This window comes from Actinomycetospora sp. NBRC 106378 (assembly GCF_030269685.1).
Taxonomy (GTDB): domain Bacteria; phylum Actinomycetota; class Actinomycetes; order Mycobacteriales; family Pseudonocardiaceae; genus Actinomycetospora.
On the sequence record NZ_BSTT01000002.1, the window covers coordinates 255,019 to 272,404 of the forward strand.

General features: G+C 72.0%; 19 protein-coding genes and 1 tRNA gene. 10 read left to right on the top strand and 10 right to left on the bottom strand.

The window, feature by feature from the left end; translation table 11 throughout:
• Positions 1-85: 85 nt before the first annotated feature.
• The 3 genes from QSK00_RS05540 to QSK00_RS05550 all read right to left on the bottom strand — a co-directional run bounded on the left by QSK00_RS05540 (position 86) and on the right by QSK00_RS05550 (position 4,610).
• The gene (locus QSK00_RS05540) at positions 86-2,938 is read right to left on the bottom strand and encodes an AAA family ATPase (protein ID WP_285588420.1); all 2,853 of its coding nucleotides are present in this window, start codon (positions 2,936-2,938) and stop codon (positions 86-88) included.
• A complete protein-coding gene (locus QSK00_RS05545) occupies positions 2,935-4,080 on the bottom strand; it encodes a metallophosphoesterase family protein (RefSeq protein ID WP_285588421.1) in 1,146 nt (381 codons plus the stop codon). The genes QSK00_RS05540 and QSK00_RS05545 overlap by 4 nt, the downstream gene beginning before the upstream one ends.
• Before the next feature lie 110 nt (positions 4,081-4,190).
• Positions 4,191-4,610 carry a Uma2 family endonuclease gene (locus QSK00_RS05550; RefSeq protein WP_352231091.1) on the bottom strand — a complete coding sequence of 140 codons (420 nt, stop codon included), beginning with the start codon at positions 4,608-4,610 and terminating at the stop codon, positions 4,191-4,193.
• On the opposite strand from QSK00_RS05550, the gene QSK00_RS05555 reads away from it, so the two are divergent.
• Positions 4,512-5,309 (top strand): enoyl-CoA hydratase/isomerase family protein, encoded by a 798-nt coding sequence (locus QSK00_RS05555; protein WP_285588424.1) that lies wholly within the window; start codon positions 4,512-4,514, stop codon positions 5,307-5,309. The two genes, QSK00_RS05550 and QSK00_RS05555, sit on opposite strands and share 99 nt — an antisense overlap.
• Positions 5,310-5,332: 23 nt before the next feature.
• On the opposite strand, the gene QSK00_RS05560 is transcribed toward QSK00_RS05555, so the two are convergent.
• The 3 genes from QSK00_RS05560 to QSK00_RS05570 all read right to left on the bottom strand — a co-directional run bounded on the left by QSK00_RS05560 (position 5,333) and on the right by QSK00_RS05570 (position 7,855).
• Entirely contained in the window at positions 5,333-6,967 is a 1,635-nt protein-coding gene (locus QSK00_RS05560; RefSeq protein ID WP_285588426.1) for an alkaline phosphatase D family protein, read from the bottom strand.
• A 14-nt stretch (positions 6,968-6,981) separates the two neighbouring features.
• Complete coding sequence (locus tag QSK00_RS05565) at positions 6,982-7,608, bottom strand: hypothetical protein (protein WP_285588427.1); 627 nt, start codon at positions 7,606-7,608, stop codon at positions 6,982-6,984.
• A gap of 97 nt (positions 7,609-7,705) precedes the next feature.
• Positions 7,706-7,855, bottom strand: a complete 150-nt coding sequence (locus QSK00_RS05570; protein WP_285588429.1) for a hypothetical protein — start codon at positions 7,853-7,855, stop codon at positions 7,706-7,708.
• 169 nt (positions 7,856-8,024) lie between these two features.
• Between QSK00_RS05570 and QSK00_RS05575 the strand changes: the two genes are divergently transcribed.
• Positions 8,025-8,102: transfer RNA gene (locus tag QSK00_RS05575), tRNA-Ile, on the top strand.
• Between the two features lie 63 nt (positions 8,103-8,165).
• Here QSK00_RS05575 and QSK00_RS05580 read toward each other — a convergent pair.
• Entirely contained in the window at positions 8,166-8,609 is a 444-nt protein-coding gene (locus QSK00_RS05580) for a tyrosine-type recombinase/integrase (protein WP_352231092.1), read from the bottom strand.
• 221 nt (positions 8,610-8,830) lie between these two features.
• Between QSK00_RS05580 and QSK00_RS05585 the strand changes: the two genes are divergently transcribed.
• The 4 genes from QSK00_RS05585 (at position 8,831) to QSK00_RS05595 (ending at position 11,812) form a co-directional block, all read left to right on the top strand.
• Positions 8,831-9,370, top strand: a complete 540-nt coding sequence (locus QSK00_RS05585; RefSeq protein ID WP_285588431.1) for a phospholipase D-like domain-containing protein — start codon at positions 8,831-8,833, stop codon at positions 9,368-9,370.
• Between the two features lie 268 nt (positions 9,371-9,638).
• Positions 9,639-10,145 carry a DUF8168 domain-containing protein gene (locus QSK00_RS30490; protein WP_502872020.1) on the top strand — a complete coding sequence of 169 codons (507 nt, stop codon included), beginning with the start codon at positions 9,639-9,641 and terminating at the stop codon, positions 10,143-10,145.
• A 121-nt stretch (positions 10,146-10,266) separates the two neighbouring features.
• Complete coding sequence (locus tag QSK00_RS05590) at positions 10,267-11,298, top strand: hypothetical protein (protein WP_285588434.1); 1,032 nt, start codon at positions 10,267-10,269, stop codon at positions 11,296-11,298.
• Positions 11,299-11,338: 40 nt separating this feature from the next.
• Positions 11,339-11,812, top strand: coding sequence for an NUDIX hydrolase (locus QSK00_RS05595; protein ID WP_285588436.1), 474 nt, complete (start codon positions 11,339-11,341; stop codon positions 11,810-11,812).
• On the opposite strand, the gene QSK00_RS05600 is transcribed toward QSK00_RS05595, so the two are convergent.
• Positions 11,809-12,369, bottom strand: coding sequence for an HD domain-containing protein (locus QSK00_RS05600; protein WP_285588438.1), 561 nt, complete (start codon positions 12,367-12,369; stop codon positions 11,809-11,811). The genes QSK00_RS05595 and QSK00_RS05600 overlap by 4 nt on opposite strands.
• 42 nt (positions 12,370-12,411) lie before the next feature.
• Entirely contained in the window at positions 12,412-12,798 is a 387-nt protein-coding gene (locus QSK00_RS05605; protein ID WP_285588439.1) for a hypothetical protein, read from the bottom strand.
• Between the two features lie 15 nt (positions 12,799-12,813).
• Between QSK00_RS05605 and QSK00_RS05610 the strand changes: the two genes are divergently transcribed.
• From QSK00_RS05610 to QSK00_RS05625, 4 genes are all read left to right on the top strand, one after another.
• Complete coding sequence (locus QSK00_RS05610) at positions 12,814-13,035, top strand: hypothetical protein (protein WP_285588440.1); 222 nt, start codon at positions 12,814-12,816, stop codon at positions 13,033-13,035.
• A 423-nt stretch (positions 13,036-13,458) separates the two neighbouring features.
• A complete protein-coding gene (locus QSK00_RS05615) occupies positions 13,459-13,785 on the top strand; it encodes a hypothetical protein (protein WP_285588445.1) in 327 nt (108 codons plus the stop codon).
• Between the two features lie 411 nt (positions 13,786-14,196).
• On the top strand, positions 14,197-14,430 hold the full coding sequence (locus tag QSK00_RS05620) for a hypothetical protein (RefSeq protein ID WP_285588447.1): 234 nt from the start codon (positions 14,197-14,199) through the stop codon (positions 14,428-14,430).
• A 24-nt stretch (positions 14,431-14,454) separates the two neighbouring features.
• A complete protein-coding gene (locus tag QSK00_RS05625; RefSeq protein ID WP_285588449.1) occupies positions 14,455-15,882 on the top strand; it encodes an AMP-binding protein in 1,428 nt (475 codons plus the stop codon).
• On the opposite strand, the gene QSK00_RS05630 is transcribed toward QSK00_RS05625, so the two are convergent.
• On the bottom strand, positions 15,842-17,368 hold the full coding sequence (locus QSK00_RS05630; RefSeq protein WP_285588451.1) for a putative bifunctional diguanylate cyclase/phosphodiesterase: 1,527 nt from the start codon (positions 17,366-17,368) through the stop codon (positions 15,842-15,844). The two genes, QSK00_RS05625 and QSK00_RS05630, sit on opposite strands and share 41 nt — an antisense overlap.
• Positions 17,369-17,386: the final 18 nt, after the last annotated feature.

Below are 17,386 nucleotides of genomic sequence, written 5' to 3' on the forward strand. Positions count from 1 at the left end.
CGGCCCGCCGTGGCCGCGAGCCTCACGTGAGGCAGGGTCCGGGGCGGCCGGGCCTGCCTGGTGTCGCCCTCGCGAGGGGACACCGTCAGCCCGCGCGGAACTCCTCGGAGGGGGTGTCGGCCGGGCCGTCGTCGTTCTCGGCGTCGGCGTGGTCGTCGTTCCCGTCCGGCACGGCCTGCGGCGGCGGGTAGGACGGGTTCAGCGTCACCGTCCGGGTCGCCCCGATGCCGCGGTAGCGGGCCGGGGTGCACGTGAGCACCACGACCTGGTGCGAGGACCCCGCGGCGGCCGCCCCGAACACCGCCGCCAGCCGCTCCAGACGGCCCGGGTCGGAGTGTCCGAGCGCGTCGTCGATGAGGACCGGCACACCGTCCTCGGCGTCGACGAGCGCGGCCACGGCGAGGCGGGCGCAGAGGCCGAGCTGCTCCTTCGCGCCAGTCGACAGCGCGTCGAAGGGGACCGTGACGCCGTTCAGCGTGCGCGAGACGATCCGCAGCGCCGGATCCACTTCGAGGGCGAGCGACGGTCCGAAGACGATCCGCGCCAGCCGCTCCACCTCGCGGCGGAACGGTGCGACGTAGGCCCGCCGGACCTCGTCGCGACGCCGGGCCAGGGTCTCGTGCAGCCGCACCGCCGCGGCCGCCCGCCGGGACACCGATGCGTGCTCGCGCTCGGCCGCGGCCAGCTCGGTGCGAGCCGCGGCGAGGCGGTCGTGGCGGCCCTCGCCGCCCGCGACCTGCAACCGACCGGTGACCTCGGCCCGGCGGCGCTCCACGTCGGCCGTCCGCCGGGTCAGCGCCTCCACCGCGCGCTTCGCCGTCGCGTACAGGGCCTCGACGGTCGTCGGGTCGTCGGCCTCCAGCGCGGCGGCGCGCTGCTCGTGGTCGGCCTCGAAGCGCCGGGCGCGCGCCAGCGCCTCCGTGGCGGCCGCGGTCAGCGCCTCGTCGGCGTGCTCGGCCCGGGCGGCCCGGAGTTCCGCGACGCGTCGATCCGCCTCGCTGCGCGCGACCGCCTGCGCCGTCCGGGCCGCCACGACCTCCGCGCCGGCCGTGGTCACCGACGCGTCGAGTCGGCGCCACGCGTCCTCCGCGGTGCGGGCCAGCCGGTGGGCCTCGTCCGCCAGGTCCAGGCTGCGCACCGCCTCGAGGCGGAGCGGTTCGAGGTCCTCGGGCTCAGGGTCGGCCGAGGGATCGTCGAGCAGGCCGGCCTCCTCGAACAGCCCCGGCTCGTCGGGTACCGCGCGCCGGGCGCCCCGCCGCCGCGTCGTCGGCTCCGGGGCCGCCTCGGCGGGCATCCGCTCGGCGAGGGCCGTGACCGCGGTCCGGACGTCGTCGAAGGACCGTCCGGCCAGCTCCCGCTCCACCACCGCGGCGAGTTCCCGCGACCGCGCCGCGGCCTCGCCGGCCGTCCGCAGCGCTGCCCGGGCCGCGGCCACGTCGGGGACCTCCAGCGCGGCGCACGCCGCGTCGCGGGCCGCCCGTGCGTCGGCGACCCGGCGCCGGGCGCCCTCGCCGTCGAGGCCGGGTCGGACCGTGAGCCGCACCGCCCCCGGCACGTCGATGGTCACCGCGTCGGCCACCGGCAGCGTCGTGGTCTCCCCGTCCGCGATCTCCCGGTCGGCGCCGTCGACCGTGAGCGGGGTGTGGTCGGCGAGTCCGGTGACCTCCACCGTCGCGGCTCCGGCGGCGAGCTCGGCCTCGGCCTGCACCACGGCCCGGTCCAGCGTCTCCAGCCGGTCGACCGCCGCCGCGTCCGCGCAGGGTCCGGCCACGGCCCGGGCGGCCTCGCGCCGCGCCTCCTCGGCGGTCCCGGCCCGTCGGAGACGGCCGCGCAGGTCGGCGAGCTCGGTGCGGTCGCGCGCCGCGGCGAGCGCGTCGGCCGCCGTACGGGCTGCCGCGGTGGCGGCGTCCGACGCGGCCTGGGCCCGGTCGGCCTCGGCCCGCCGCTCCGCGAGGTCCTCGCGCCTGGCCCGGTCGCCCGCTTCGAGGCCGGCCAGGATGCGCCCGGCGTCCTCCGCAGCGCCCTCGGCAGCCGCGGTCACGGCCACGAGCGACGTCCGCGCGTCCTGTCGCTCCGTGGCCCGGGCGGCCCGCTCCCGCGCCGCCTCGGCCCGCTCCGCGCTGGTGGCCACCTCCTGCTGCCGCGCCTGCAGCGCCGACCAGCGGTCCTCCAGCTCGTGCACCCGGGCGTTCTGCGTGCGCCGTTCCTCGGCCAACGACGCGGCCTCGCGGTCGAGGTCGGCGCGCAGGTCGACGTCGCGCTCCACCTCGGACACCGCCGCCGCGGCGGCCTCCGCCTCGGCGCGCGCGACCCGCTCCCGCTCGGCGGCCTCCCGCAGCGGTCCGACCGGACGCCCGTGCCCGCCGTGGTAGCGCCGGACCTCGGCGAGCGCCCGCTCCACCAGCCCCTCGGCCGCCGCGTCGGCCGCGGGCCCGACCGCCTCGGCGCCGCCACCGCCCGCGGCCCGGTCGAGCGCGCGGGTCAGCGCGTCGTGCCCGCCGAGGTCCGCCTGCCCGAGCGGGGTGTGCTGCTCCACCCGCAGCGCGAGCCACAGGTCCCGGTCCATCGTCTCGTCGAGGATCGCCAGCAGCCGGTCGTGCGCCTCGCGACCGGTCAGCTGCTCGGTGGCGGGGCCGGTGACGGTCAGCTCGGTGAGCCGGCGCCGGAGCCACCGCTTCCGGTAGACGACGCGGTACGGCCCGGTGACGAACTCGGCCTCCACCTCGGGCCCGGCGTCGCGGCCGGACGGGGCGGCGGCCCGCACGGGGGCGGCCCGGGAGTCGTCGCGGAAGTCGATCAGCAGGTCGAGGGCCACGACGGTGGAGGTCTTGCCGACCTCGTTCTCGCCCTCGAGCACCGTCACGCCGGACTCCGCGAGGTGGACCTCGCGGTCGTGCACCCCGCGGAAGTCGCGCAGCCGGATGCGGAGCAGCCTCATCGCGCCACCGCCAGGCGGTGCAGCAGCGCGAGCGCGTCGAGCGCCGCGGGGTCGGCGGCGTCACGGGCCGCGTCGGCGAGCTCGCGCGCCGCCTCGGCCGCGAAGCCGGTGAGCCCGAGCGCCTCGACGTCCGCGTCGTCGGGTCGGGTGGCGACGGCCGTCGTGTCGACCTCCAGGGCCGCGAACACCGGGGCGTGCGCCTCGGTGACCTCGTCGAGCCGCGCGCGCTGCCGCAGCGTCACCGTGCCCTCGACCGCCAGCCGCAGTGCGGTCCGCTCCGGCGCGTCGAGTGCGTCAAGGCGGGCGTCGAGCGCCGCCAGGTCGTCGTCGGTGTCGACCACCGCGTGCTCGCGGGCGAACGTCCACCGCCCCACCCGGACCGGACGCACGGACGCCGCCCCGTCGGCCCCGACGTCGACCACCAGGACGTTGCCGGGGTCGGTCTCCTCGTGCGAGGTGACCTCCGGGGCGCCGGAGTACGCGATCCGCGGCTCGCCGTGCAGCTGCCACGTGGAGTGCCGGTCGCCCAGCGCGACGTAGTGCACCCGCCCGTCGGCGAGGGCGGCGCGGCACTCGGCGGTGCGGATCACCGCGGGGTTCTGCTCGTCGGGGCTCAGCACGTCGACCGCGCCGTGCCCGGCCAGCACCCGCACCACGCCCTCGGGAGCCGGCTCCAGGGCCCGCAGCCGGTCGCCCACGAGGTCGGAGAGCGGGCGCTTGGTGGCCCACGGCGCCGCCACCACCTCGATGCCGGGCGCCACCTCGTGCACCCCCGGCGTGTCCAGCACCGTCACGTGCGGTGGGCAGCGGCGCGTGAAGTCGGCGCGGCGCATGACGAGCGAGGCGTCGGCCGGATCGTGGTTGCCGGGCAGCAGCAGCACCGGGACCGTGAACGAGCGGAGCGCCTCGCACGCGCGGCCCACCACGTCGGGCCCCACGAGGTTCGACTCGAACACGTCCCCGCACACCACGACGAAGGCCGCACCCTCGTCGGCCGCGACCCGGCCGAGGGCGGCCACCGCGTCGAGGCGGGCCTGCGCGAACCGCGCCTGCGCCTCACCGACCGCCTGCCCGACCCGACCCGCGCCGAGGAACCGCCGGGTCATCCCCAGCTGCCAGTCGGCGGTGTGGACGAAGCGCATGCTCACCTCCCCGCACGAGCACCGTAGGCCGCGCGGCCGGAGGCCCTTCCACCGACACCCCGCGTCGACCATGATCAGGAGAGCACAGGGGTCCGACAGTCACAGCGGGATCAGGTCAGCGCGTCGAGATCCAGCGTCACGCCGAGCTGCAGCGCCGCCGTCCCGCGGTGCACCGCCACCTGCCGGTACCCGCCCTCCACGAGGGAGAACTCGGTCAGCTCCACCGGCGGCCCCGGGTCGACCACCAGGTAGGTCGGGATTCCGGCGTCGGCGTACTCGTGGAACTTGACGATCCGGTCGAGCCGGCGGCTGCCGGGGGAGAGGACCTCGACCGCGAGCTCCGCTTCGCTTCGTCTCCCGCCGACGCAGCCCAGCCTAGAACGGTTCCACTCCGGTGGCGGTGACCCACAGAGCCGACCAGGCTCGCCGTCGTGACCTCCCCGATCCGCGTCGAGACCGGCACCGACCCCGCCCTCGCGGTGGTGACGATCGACCACCCGCCGCTCAACCTCTACGACGGCACGATGCACACGGCGCTCGCCGAGGCCGTCGCGCAGCTCGAGGCCGAGCGCCCGCGCGCCGCCCTGTTCCGCGCCGAGGGCAAGGTCGTCAGCGGCGGCGTCGACGTCCGCGACTCGTTCCTGCCGCTGGCGACGGACGGCGACGTCGAGCGCGGCACGCGCTACTTCGCCGAGCTCGTCGAGCTGGGCGAGCGCGTGCACCGCCTCCCGTTCCCGACCGTCTTCGCCGCCCACGGCCTCACCCTCACCTGGGCGTTCGAGCTCGCCCTGGCCTGCGACCTCATCGTCGCCGCCGAGTCCGCGAGCTTCGGCCTCATCGAGGCCACGGTCGGCCTCACCCCGGCGATGGGCGGCACGCAGCGGCTCGCGCAGCGCTGCGGCCAGGGCCGCGCGACGTACTTCGTCACGACGGCGGGCCGCTTCGGCGCCGCGGAGATGGAGCGCTGGGGCGGGGTCGACCGGGTCGTTCCCGACGACGAGCTCGACGGCTCCGCGCGCACGCTCGCGGCGGAACTCGCCGCCGGCCCGACGGTGGCCCACGCCGCGACCAAGGAGATCCTCGCGGCGTTGGCCGACGGCGGGCTCGACGCGGCCAACGCCCGCACCGCGGGCATCGCCGGGAAGCTCTTCGCCACCGCCGACCTGCGCGGCGCGATGGACTCCTTCGTCGAGCGCGGCCACGGGAAGGCGACGTTCCGGGGCGAGTGAGCCCGACCCGGCGTCGGGAACCCCTAGGTCAGCGGCAGCACGCTGATCGCCTCGAGGTCGCCCTCGCGGGTGGAGCGCTCGAACCGCACCCGGGCGGTCCGTCCGGTCAGTTCGAGGGTCGCGATCGCGTTGCCGAAGTACGGCCCGCCGATCGCGTCCCACTCGGCCGGCTCGGGCGGCACGCCCCAGCGACGCCCGAGCCGGCGGGCGATCCGGGTCGCCCGCCGGGTCCAGCCCGCCGCGAACACGTACTCCATGAACCACGGCACCGCGTTGCGCACCGGGGAGCAGGTGAGCTGGTAGACGTGCGAGCGGACGGGGGTCGGGAACGTCGCCCGCGCGGCGTAGCAGTGGTGGACGTCGCCGGAGAGCACGCAGACGGTGGCCGGGGCGGCCGACGACGCCGCGGCGCGTTCCACGAGCCGGGCGAGGCGGTCGAACGACGCGCGGAACGCCGGCCAGTGCTCCAGGTCCACGGCCTGCCGGAGCCACTCGGCCGCGCGGCTGCCGGCCGTCGCGGAACGCTCGTTCATCGACTGCACCTGGCTGATCGCGGGCGGCATCAGCCACGGGATCGACGACCCGATCAGCACGTGGTCGAGGTCCGGCGCGGCCGTCTCCGTCTCCAGCCAGGCGAAGGTCTCGTCGTTGATCATGAGGCGCTCGTCGTCGTTGAGCACCCGCCCGCAGCGTGAGTCGACCATGAGCAGCCGCGTCGTGCCGAGGTCCCAGCGGTAGCTCCAGCGGATGCCCTCCGGGCGCCCGACGGCGGCGTCGGCGCGCGCCGCGAACTCCTCGAGCACCGGGTAGGCGTCGCCCTCGCAGGCCAGCACCTTGCGGTAGAGGTCGTCGGACTCCAGCGTCTCCGGGTCCAGGTTGCCCAGGTGCTGGTAGACCCAGTAGGACGCCAGGCCGGCCCGGACGCGCGTCGGCCACCAGTCCAGCTGCGCCATCTCCTCGCGCCAGGCCTGGGAGGTGTTCCAGTCGTCGCGGATGTCGTGGTCGTCGAAGATCATCGCGACCGGCGCGGTGGACAGCAGCCAGCGCACCTCGGGATCGCGCCAGGTCTCGGCGTAGAGGTGGGCGTACTCGGGGTAGTCGGCGATCTCGGTGCCGGCCCCCTCCTCGTCGCCCCGGCGAGCACGGATCCACTCCTGCGTGCGCGGCGTCGTCTCGTCGGCGTAGACCTGGTCGCCGAGCAGGCAGATGGCGTCGGGGAGCTCGGCGGCGGCCGTCTCGTCGTCGGTGACCCCCTCCAGGCGGCGGACGAGGCGCGCGGCGTAGGCGTCGAGCCCGTCGACGCCGAGGGTGGCCTCGAGCTCCGGGTCGCCGGTCGGGGGGTAGCGGCAGGAGCCGAACACGACGCGCTGCGTGCGCTCGGTGCGGTCGGACCGGGTCCGGATGCGGGAGGGTGGCAACCCGTCGGCCGGCCACACCTTCACCCCGTCGAGGTGGACCTCGTAGGCGTGCACGCTGCCCGGCTCGAGGTCGCGGACCACCACGAGCGCGTAGTGCTCGCCGCACACGGTGAACGTCGGCGCGGCGTGCCCGAGGACCTCCACGGTGCCGGGGTGGTCCACCTCGACCCACACCGTCGCCGTCGTCGTCCCGACGTGGCGCAGGAGGGGGCCGAGGACGAGCGCGGTGCTGTCGGTCACCCCGACAGCGTGCCTCACGACGGCCCGGTGAGCCGCTGCAAGCGCCGTTGGACCTCGTCGAGCCGCGCCTGCAGCAGCGTGACCTCCGCGGTCAGCAGGGGGATCTCGGCGTCCGGGGGAAGCCCGTCGTCCGGAACGGGTAACGGGGCCAGCGGGGCCAGGACGGACCGCTCGGCTCCCTCGTCGACGGTTACCGGGACGCCCGCGAGCCGGGTGAGCTGCGTCAGCGAGAGCACCGCCCGGCGCCCGGCGCACTCGCGACACACGGCCTCGAGCCGACGCCAGCCGACGATGCCGCCGCCGACGTCGTCGAGCGCCGCGGCGGTCCGGCCGCAGCGGCAGCGGCCCAGGTGGACCGAACGCACGGTCTGGCGCTGGTAGCGCAGCCCGAGCTCGTAGGACACGTACCGGCCCGACGCCAGCACCTCGAGGAGCACGCTGCGCTCGTACTGCTCGTCGCAGGCCAGGGCGCGGGCCTGGTCGGCGTCGTGGAAGCAGTAGAACCCGCAGTCGCACCACGTCGACGGGCACCGGTGGCGTGGTGACTGCACGCAGACCGCCTCCGCCACCGTGCCGTAGACCTGGCTGCGACCGAGGGCGACGCCGTTGAAGCCGACCGCGGCGCCGTCCGCGGAGAGCATCGGGTAGGCGATCTTCCAGCCGGGCAGGGCGGGCCGGGTGCCGGTGTCGGCCCCGCCGTCCGGCTCGGCGTGGCCGCGCCGGGAGCGCGGGCGCAGGTCAGCTCCCGCTGCTGACGGGGTCCGGGGTCCGGGTCTCGGCGGGTGCCTCGTTCGTCCCCGCCGCCGGCTCCGGGGTCTCGACCTCGGCGGGTACGGGCGCGGGCGGGTCCTCGGCGATGCCGGCGGAGAGTCGACGTCCCAGGCGCATGATTGCCTCCACGAGGTCGGGTCACCCGATGGTCGGCGCCGCGGTGGGAGATGTCCAGCGATGACCCGTGATCGCAACGAACACGCGGTCATCCGTTCCACGCGGTCGGACCCGGTGTGGTCGCCCGATAGGGTGCTGCGCGCGGCCGCGCGGTGCGGCGGGCCGCACGGGGGCAGTAGCTCAGCTGGTCAGAGCAGCGGACTCATAATCCGTCAGGTCGTCGGTTCGAGCCCGACCTGCCCCACCATCCGTGCTGGTCACGGGCTTGCAGCCTCGTCGCGAGCAACATCAACACCCACAGAACCCCCACTTAATGCTCCGTCTTCTCGTCGGCGCCTGATCCGAGCGCGGCGTCGAAGGCGTCGGCCGCCTCTCGTCCGGCGGCCCGCTTGTCCATGTAGACGTCCTGGGTGATCGAGGGCCGGGCGTGCCCGATGTGCCCGGCGATCGCGCGGGCGGAGAGCCCGGCCTGATCGAGGATCGTGGCGGCGGTCTTGCGGAAGACGTGGCTGGTGACCCACTCGTAGCCGGCCGCGTCGAGGGCCTCCCGGAGCCGGGCGCCGGTGTTCTGCGGGTCGCGCCAGGACCCGCGCCCGAGGTCGTGACCGCGCGAGTTCGCGAAGACCATCGAGGTCGGTACGACGTCCTCCGGGCGCCGCTCGCGCAACATCTCCACGACGAAGGCGGGCAGCGGCAGCAGGCGGCGCGCGGCGAACGTCTTGCCCTCGTGGCGTACGAGTCCCATCCCCTTCACGCGAACGACGTTGGCGACGATCGCGACCTCGCCGGACGAACCAGCGGCTGCGGGGCTCCATTGTCTCGGCCGGTCTGCGGCCGGCGGACCTGGCCGAGCGCATCGGAGTCGACGCCAAGACCGTCGGACGCTGGATCACCAAGGGTCGCCTACCGCACCGCACCCACCGGGTCGCCGTCGCATCCGCGCTCGCGGTCGACGAGGGCTACATCTGGCCCGAGGTGGTCGAGCTGCCGGTCACGCAGTCCGCGAGCCAGGCCGAGCTGCTAGCCATGCACCCGTCCCGAGGGTCGATCCCGCACGAGACCTGGGCCCAGCTTATGGACGGTGCCCGCGAGGCGATCGACATCCTCGTCCACGCCGGGTCATTCCTCTTCGAGCAGTACGATTTCCTACACGTCATCCGCCGCAAGGCCAGCCAGGGAGTGCGCGTCCGCATCCTCATCGGCGATGAGACCTCCGACGCCGTCGCACTTCGCGCAGAGGAGGAAGGCACCACCGGTGGACTGCAGGGGCGCATCCAGCTCCACCGCCGCTACCTGCGCGACCTCGATGGTGTGCCCGGCGTCGAGGTCCGCGCACACGGCACGACTCTCTACAACTCGCTCTTCCGCTTTGACCAAGACTTGCTCGTCAACGGGCATGCCTGGGGCGCCCCTGCGGGCCAGTCGCCAGTGATGCACCTACGCCGCGTCCCGGGAGGTCGCACTTGGGACCACTACATGCGTTCTTTCGAAAAAGTTTGGGGATTCGGGGAATAACTCACTTGACGGCGAGTGGGAGCATACGCGCGTGGATGAAGGTCATGACGTCGAGATGCACGCCGTCTTCGTTGGTGAAGTGCACCCGGTCTCGGGAGGCTGGGCCTTAGACGACCCGATCGAGATTCCTTTCGGAGACTCTCATTGGACGATGATCCTGAGTTCGAGCAGGGTGCACGTGGTCGTACGCGGAGAGATGCCTTCTGATATGGAAACCTTTATCAACGAGGTAAGGGCCGTCTCTCAGGGATGTATCGATAGTCTGGGCATGCTGCTAGGTGCATCTCTAAGACTGGAACTTACTTCAATCATAGTCAACGGAAATAGAATTTACCTGCCGTCGCCTTTCTGGTATGCGAAGGCGGTTAGTCGCGTTGAGGGTGACCGGCTCATTCCGGTCGTAGCCGCTGCGGTTTCGGAACCTCTGGCTCGGTTGGCGTTGGCAGACCTTCGCGTTGCTCAGACTTCGCCTGACGATTCAGGGTTTTTGGCGTATCGTGCCGTCGAGAGCGTGCGTCAGTACTTCTTCTGCCCCGCCGATGGTAAGCGGTCTGATGAGAAGTCATGGGAGCGATTGCGAACGTCCCTCGACTTCTCGAAGTCCGAACTTGTCCGGTTGTCTGAGTTGGCAAGAGTTCGTCGACACGGCGGCCTCCCGCGCCATACGGAAGCCGAACGGATCGAGTCCTTCGACATCGCTCTGAGAGTGGTGAAGTCGTTTCTAGAATTTCTACATAGAGTCGAAACGCCGGAAGCGTCCTCTGGGTCTGACTGAGTCTGGGCGCCGAAAGCGGATACTCCGCGTGACAACGGGTGGGGGGTTGATGATGGTAATTCGAAAGGGCCGAGAAGCGTCACCGAGTATCGAGGCACTCGGAGTGTTCGCTGAGTTTGACGTGTCATCTCGCAACACCACGTTAGGAGATTTTCAGCGCCGCCAACAGGTGGTCGAGATGTTCAGCAAAGGACTCGATGAGTCACTCGCCCGCGACTCGCGGCTGCATGGTGTTCGAGTTCAGAATATGTTTTACGCGTTAGTGGTTGTGCTTGGTCAATTCAAACTTTTCAAGGTCGAGGACTCTGGCAATTTCTATTTTGACGACAGCGCTGGCGAGGTGGCCCTTCCTGACTTCCGCCTAGTTGACGCAGACGGAGAGCAGTTCGTAATCGAAGTCAAGAATGTGCCGCCGTCGAGCGCCCTCGAGACTACTGTCCGAAAGAAGATGCTCTTAAGGCAACGTCGTTACGCTCAGTTGACGTACGCCCGACTTTTGTATGCGCACTACTGGTCGGGCTTCAATTTGTGGACACTAATTGACAGCTCGATTCTAGATGGTAGTAAGGACGACTCTGAATCGAATCTTCGACTATCTTTGCCTGATGCAATGAAGGCTAATGAAATGAGCCGTCTCGGAGATGCGATGATTGCGACGCGCTCACCATTAACGATGCAGATACGAGCGGATCGCTCACGAGGTCGGAAGCATGGACGAGACACTATCGACGACCTCGAGAAACTTGAAGTCAGTTTCTCTATCTCTGACGTTCGCTACTTTAGTGAAGGCAATCTCATCGAGGACGAAGTTGAGCGCAACCTTGCACACTTTCTCGTATTCTTTGGTCGCTGGGAGACACGCGACTCTATAGAATTCGACGACGACATGCCTGTGTCGATGAGCTTCGTCTCGCGGCCGGAGCCAGAGGAGGATACGCAGAGCTCTCAGGGTTTCACGAACATCGGGACTCTTAGTTCTATGTACTCGACGGCTTTCAATGTTAAAACGCTCGATCGAGACTCTCAAATAACTGGCCTTGCCGAGCAGCCAAAACCAGAGTTCCTTTCGGGTCTACTTCCTGGCGAGTATTGGGAGCGCGACTCCCGCGTACTTCCGATCTGGAAGTTCGTGCAGCGGGCGCCAGAGCCGTGAGGACGAGTGCGGGAGCGGCACGCGTCCTAGGATGCTTGGCATGGCTCGAGTTGATTACTACAACGATCCGACCGCTCCGCGAGCTAACAGTCTCGTGCCGTCGGTGACAGCTGCAGCGCGTGACGACCGTGGGCGCATACTCCTCGTCGAGAAAGTTGATAACGGGTTCTGGGCTCTACCGGGCGGCGCTATGGAGCTTGGAGAGTCGATCCGGGACGCAGCGATCCGAGAGGTGGAAGAGGAGACCGGTGTGCACGTTGGAATCATCGGACTCGTTGGTATCTACACCGACCCAAGACACGTGATGGAGTACGACGATGGCGAAGTTCGCCAGGAGTTCTCGGTATGCTTCCGCGCTCGCCCACTAAGCGGCGAGCCGAGAAAGGACGGGACGGAGACGAAGGCGGCCCGGTGGGTCGATCCGGTCGAGCTATCAGGACTGTCCATCCACCCAAGCATGCGTCGACGGATCGACGCCGCGCTGGCGGGCGGAAGCGAGCCGGAGATCGTCTAAGCGGGGGCGGCCAACCGGCTGGTAGTGCGCTCGGTCGCGGCCGCAATGTCGGGCCGGGCGCGCGTCATGGCACGGCCAACGATGGAGTCAGGCTCGAAGCGGGCGAGGATTTCGGCGAGGCGGTCGGCGTAGTCGAAGGATTGGCCCCGGGGGCCGGTGGTCATGTCGGCCGTCCAGAGCGCGTCGGGCACCGGACCTTCCTCGCGGGGCCATTCGGCCAGCTCGTCGGCGAGGTCCCGTTCCTCGGCCTCGAAGGTCGCGGCTGAGTGGTGAGCGACCAGCGCGCATAGACGAGGCGAGTGGCCCCGAGCGGCGAGGTAGCGGGCACCGTCGATCGGGTGGAACCCGGTCTGCACCAGTCCAGGCGCGTATCCCAGGTCATGAAACCAGGCCGCAACGACGAGGAGGTCCCGGTCCTGCTCTGGCACCGCGGCGGACAGCTCGTCCGCACGGCGGGCGACCTGCTGAGTGTGCGTCCACCGCGCGCCGAGAGGGGCCAGCAGCTCCCGTGCGAGATCGGCAGCGGCAGCGGGTCCTGGACGTTCCTGCACGGTCACGACTGTAGGACTCTGCGCGACCGCAGCACCGCGCGCGCGTCGTCACGCCAGCCGTACGGCTGGAACTCGTGGCGTGGAACCGTCACCGGGCCGAGCGACAGTCCAGGCCAGACCACGAGCGGAGAGCCACCTACGGGCACCGTCGAGGCCGTCGCGCTCGGCGGCGGCGAGGAGGTCGGTCTCCTGCCGGACGCCGATGATGTGCTTCCACGCCTCGCGAGGGATAGCGATTCCTTCGTCTGCCTCCTGGTCATCGGCGGCGATCTCCTCGTCGCTCGCCTCCTGGCCGAGGCCAGCGAGGGTGCCTAGGTCCCGGCGACCCGTAGACCAGGTGAGCTGCCGCCGTCCGTCGCTCGCTGCTTCCCACTCCCACCACCGGGCCATGTCGGTGGCTTCGTAGGTCTTCGCGACGTCGCCGAGGAGCTGCATCGGGGTCCGGCCTCCGTGGCGGTGGCCTTCCTTGCGGTGCCCGCTCGTCACTTCGTGGCGTTGGCGTCCGCTGCTGTCCTCGCGATCGTCGCAGCGGCCATCGTGCTGGACACGCTCGTAGGTAGCGACTTCGTCATGTGGGCCGGGCTGGCGCTGATCGTCGGCGCCTGGACGATAGTTTTGGTCATGCTGGCGCGACGCTACGGATGGCACAGCGGAGGACCAGGAAACGGCTGAGGCGGCGTCTACCCCGGCGCTGCCTAGGGCTGGAGCTGATCCAAGATCGTCTCCCCACCTTTCCCCCACGGAAGCGCGAGGAGTGGGCATGACCGGCCGGTAGGAGTGGTGAGGAATCGCCGGACGTTCCGGCAGCTCAGAAGCCACATCACGGACCACCGGCAGACCACCGGCCGCTACGACGCGACATCCGTCAGGTCGTCGGTTCGAGCCCGACCTGCCCCACCCTTCCTGCCGGCCTGCGATCGTGGGTGGCGGCGGATCCGAGCGCGGCGCCGGAGCCGCGCCTGCGGCTGTTGGTGTGGTGATAGTTAGCTGTTCAACCGCTGGGGGAACAGCGGATAGGACACAGCTGAACCCCGGGCGCTGCCGAGACCGTGCAGCGTGCCGGTACGTGCAGTCACTTCGGGGAGTGGGTGCAGCGTGGGATTCGCCGACGTGCCGTACCACCAGGGGCCGCGGGACCTCGAACGACGGAAGGCGTTGCAGAACCGGGCGGCGACGGTCATCGCCGCGTTGGAGGACTGGACGGCCGCCGGTGTCCGGGACGAGGTCCTCGTCGCGATCCGGTACCACGCGGAGCATCTCTGCGACCTGTCCGAGGGCGCGCCGCTCTCCCCGCTGGCGTGCCGGGCCCACGCCTACGGGCTGGCGGCACTTCTGAGCTTTCTCGACGCGACCCAGGCAGGGCACCTCGCCACGGACCTCTTCGAGATCATCGCGGAGTGGACCGACGAGTCGGGTACGTGACCGGAGCGGAGAGCGCGGCTCGAGGACCACGTCCTGCAGTCGATGCTCCGCGCCGAACATCCCGTCGCGAGGACCGGCCGGCGGCGCTGTCTGCTCAACGCCGCCGGCCTCACCCAGCAGATACCCGATCGGTCGTGCGTCATTCCCTGGGGCACGGCCACGTCGCCGGGGCAGCGGGACGGACGCGCCACTCGTTCGGGTGGTCCTGGACCCGTCGCAGTCCGCGTCAGCGAGCCTCGTCTGCTGGTCCTCCCGGGTGACGCCGTCGCGTGTCGCGGCGTCCCGGTCACACACGATCACGCCTGCGACCGGACCAGGACGATGATCGGGCGACATTCGCCGGGTCGACCCGGCGTCGGAGCGCCGGCTCGGCGGATCAAGTCCCCGGCCGCGCCGACCGTCGAGAGGGACATGACCGTCTCCCTCGACCACCTCGCCGTCCCGAGCTCCCGCGAGCCGGCCTCCGGTCGCTTCCCGGCCGTGCGGTCCGACGTCCCCGGTGCGGTCGCCGCGCTCCGCCGCGCCGTCGCCGACGGCACGGTCCACCACCACGGGGCCACGCCCGTCGTCGCGACCGTGCGGGTGTGGGCCGCGGGCGGTGACCTCGACGCGCAGCGGCGGGCCTGCCCCACCTGCGCCGGCTGACGCGGGGGAGGAGGCTCCCGAGACGTGATCCCCGAGCCCGACCTCCCTGAGTACCCGACCCCGCTGGCCACCCGGCTGCGGGACCTCGCCGCGGAGGCGCCGGACGCGCCGGCGGTCTCCGACGGCGACGCCGCATTCACCCACGACCAGCTCGACCGGCACACCAACCGGCTCGCGCGCACCCTCGCCGACCGCGGGGTCACCCGTGGCGACCTGGTCGCGATCGCGCTGCCGAACACGGTGCACCACGTCGCGGCCAGCGTCGCGGCGTGGAAGCTCGGCGCGGTCCCGCTGCCGCTCTCGGCCCGCCTGCCCGACGCCGAGCGGGACGCGGTCCTCGCCGTCGCGCGACCCGCCGTCGTGATCGACCGGGCGCCGGAACCGGAGAGCGCGGACGACTCCCCGGTCCCCCCGGTGATCGGCCCCTCCTGGAAGGCGCCCACCTCGGGCGGTTCGACGGGCACGCCGAAGGTCATCGTCGCCGGTCAGGCCGCGTGCACCGAACACGTCCTCGCCCGCGCCGACGGTCTGCGGATCGACCGCGACGGGACGTTCCTCGCCACGGCCCCGCTCCACCACAACGCGCCCTACATGTTCAGCCTCATGGCGCTCCTGCAGGGCCACCACGTCGTGCTCATGCAGCGCTTCGACGCGGCCCGCACGCTCGAGCTCGTCGCCGAGCACCGCGTCACCTGGCTCTACCTCGTGCCGACGATGATGTCGCGGATCCTGCGGACCGTTCCCGACGCCGGGTGGGGGCACCTGGACAGCCTGCGCACCGCCCTGCACGTGGGGGCGCCGTGCCCGCCCGAGGTCAAGCGCGGCTGGCTGGCCCGGCTGCCCCGCCCGGAGATCCTCGTCGAGCTCTATGCGGGCACGGAGTCGCAGGCGAGCGCCATGATCGACGGCCGGGACTGGCTCGCCCACCCCGGCTCGGTCGGACGGGTCACCCGCGGGCACGTGCGCATCACCGACGACGACGGCCACGAGGTGCCGCCCGGCGTCGTCGGCGAGCTCTGGATGCGCCCCGAGGGCGCCCCGACCTACCGCTACCTCGGCGCCGAGCCGCGGGCCCGCGACGGCTGGGAGTCCCTCGGCGACCTGGGATCGTTCGACGAGGAGGGCTACCTGTACCTCGCCGACCGGCGCGCGGACATGGTCGTCGTCGGCGGCGCGAACGTGTACCCCGCCGAGGTGGAGGCGGTCCTGCTCGCCCACGCGGCGGTGCACGACGCCGTGGTGGTGGGGGTTCCCGACGACGACCTCGGCCGGGTCGTGCACGCCGTGGTCCAGGCGGAGCCGGGCGTCCAGGAGGCCCTGCGCGAGCACGTGGCCGGACGGCTGAGCCGGCACAAGCAACCCCGCGGCTACACCTTCGTCGACCACGCGCTGCGCGACGACGCCGGGAAGGTCAGGCGCGCTGCCGTCGCAGCCGCAGTTCCAGATCGGTAGCCGACACCGGCGGGCTCCAGAAGTAGCCCTGCGCGTAGCGACAGCCGAGCTGCCGGAGGGCGTCGGCCTCACCCGCCGTCTGGACCCCCTCGGCGATGGGCACGAGGTCGAAGGCGTGGGCCATCACGAGGATCGCCGCCGTGATGCGCATCTGCTGCTCGTCGACGTCGAGGTCGCTGACCAGCGAGCGGTCGATCTTGACCTCGTCGACGAAGGCCCGGCGCGCGTAGCCCAGGGACGAGCTGCCGGTGCCGAAGTCGTCGATCGCGACCCCCACCCCGGCCGCCCGCAGCTCCTCGAGCGCCTCGCGGGTGAGGGCGTCCTCGCCGAGCAGGCGGTGCTCGGTGATCTCGACGGTGACGTCGCGCGGCGCCAGCCCGTGCCGTCGGGTGCAGTCGACGATGTCCTCGACGAACCGTGGAGCCCGCAGCTCGACCGGGGAGACGTTGACGTGGACGGTGAACGGGACGTCCCCGAGCACGCTCGAGCGCCACCGGGCGACCTGGGCGGCCGCGGTCTCGAGCACCCACAGGTCGAGCGCCGTGATCAGCCCGGTGTCCTCGGCGACCGACAGGAACATGTCCGGCGTGAGGAACCCGCGCTCGGGGTGGCGCCAGCGGGCGAGGGCCTCGACGGCGACGACGCGGTCGGTCTCCAGGTCCATGATCGGCTGGTAGAGCACGACGAGCTCGCCGGTGATCAGCGCGGTGCGCAGCTCGTCCGCGAGCCGGGTCCGGGCCTGCGCCTCGCGACGCATCGCCGGCGCGAACACGCTCACCCCGCCCCGGGACCGGGCCTTCGCGCGGTACATCGCGGTGTCGGCGTCCCGCAGGAAGTCGTCGGTCGAGCCGCCCTGCCGGGTGCCCAGCCGGACCCCGACGCTGGCGCTCACCCAGCACGTCCGCCCCTGCACGACGACGGGTGCCGCGAGGACCGCGCGGATGCGCTCGGCGATGTCGAGGGCCTGCGCGGCGCCGGCGTCGTGGACGAGGATCGCGAACTCGTCGCCGCCGAGCCGCGCGACGGTGTCGGTCTCGCGCACGACGCCGCGCAGTCGCTCGGCCACGGCGACGAGCAGCGCGTCGCCGACCGCGTGGCCGAAGCTGTCGTTCACGGCCTTGAAGCCGTCCAGGTCGAGCACGAGCACTGCGGGCACGACCCCGGAGGCCTCGGCGTCGCGCAGCCGCTGGGCGAGCAGGGTGCGGTTGGCCAGCCCGGTCAGCGGGTCGGAGAGGGCGAGCAGCTCCAGCGCGGCGTGCGCGTCGGCGAGCTCGCGGGTGCGTTCGCTGACCCGGCCCTCGAGGTCGTGGGTCAGCCCCTGGAGCTCCTCGGCGAGCATGTTGAGGCCGACGACGATGGCGTCGATCTCGTCGGACTCGTGCGAGGGGTGCAGGCGCGCGTCGAGCCGGCCCGCGGCGAGTTCCACCACGAACCCCGCCAGCTCGTCGAGCCGACGGGCACGATCCTCACCCGTGTGCGCGGTCATCGCGGCGCCGTCTGCTCG

Bases quoted from the DNA above. Each gene is read 5' to 3' on its own strand.
- QSK00_RS30490 (WP_502872020.1), top strand. From the start codon at position 9,639: ATGCTGCTAGGTGCATCTCTAAGACTGGAACTTACTTCAATCATAGTC.
- QSK00_RS05620 (WP_285588447.1), top strand. From the start codon at position 14,197: ATGACCGTCTCCCTCGACCACCTCGCCGTCCCGAGCTCCCGCGAGCCG.
- QSK00_RS05605 (WP_285588439.1), bottom strand. From the start codon at position 12,798: ATGCAGCTCCTCGGCGACGTCGCGAAGACCTACGAAGCCACCGACATG.
- QSK00_RS05565 (WP_285588427.1), bottom strand. From the start codon at position 7,608: ATGCTCTCCGCGGACGGCGCCGCGGTCGGCTTCAACGGCGTCGCCCTC.
- QSK00_RS05630 (WP_285588451.1), bottom strand. From the start codon at position 17,368: ATGACCGCGCACACGGGTGAGGATCGTGCCCGTCGGCTCGACGAGCTG.
- QSK00_RS05545 (WP_285588421.1), bottom strand. From the start codon at position 4,080: ATGCGCTTCGTCCACACCGCCGACTGGCAGCTGGGGATGACCCGGCGG.
- QSK00_RS05595 (WP_285588436.1), top strand. From the start codon at position 11,339: ATGGCTCGAGTTGATTACTACAACGATCCGACCGCTCCGCGAGCTAAC.
- QSK00_RS05570 (WP_285588429.1), bottom strand. From the start codon at position 7,855: ATGCGCCTGGGACGTCGACTCTCCGCCGGCATCGCCGAGGACCCGCCC.
- QSK00_RS05540 (WP_285588420.1), bottom strand. From the start codon at position 2,938: ATGAGGCTGCTCCGCATCCGGCTGCGCGACTTCCGCGGGGTGCACGAC.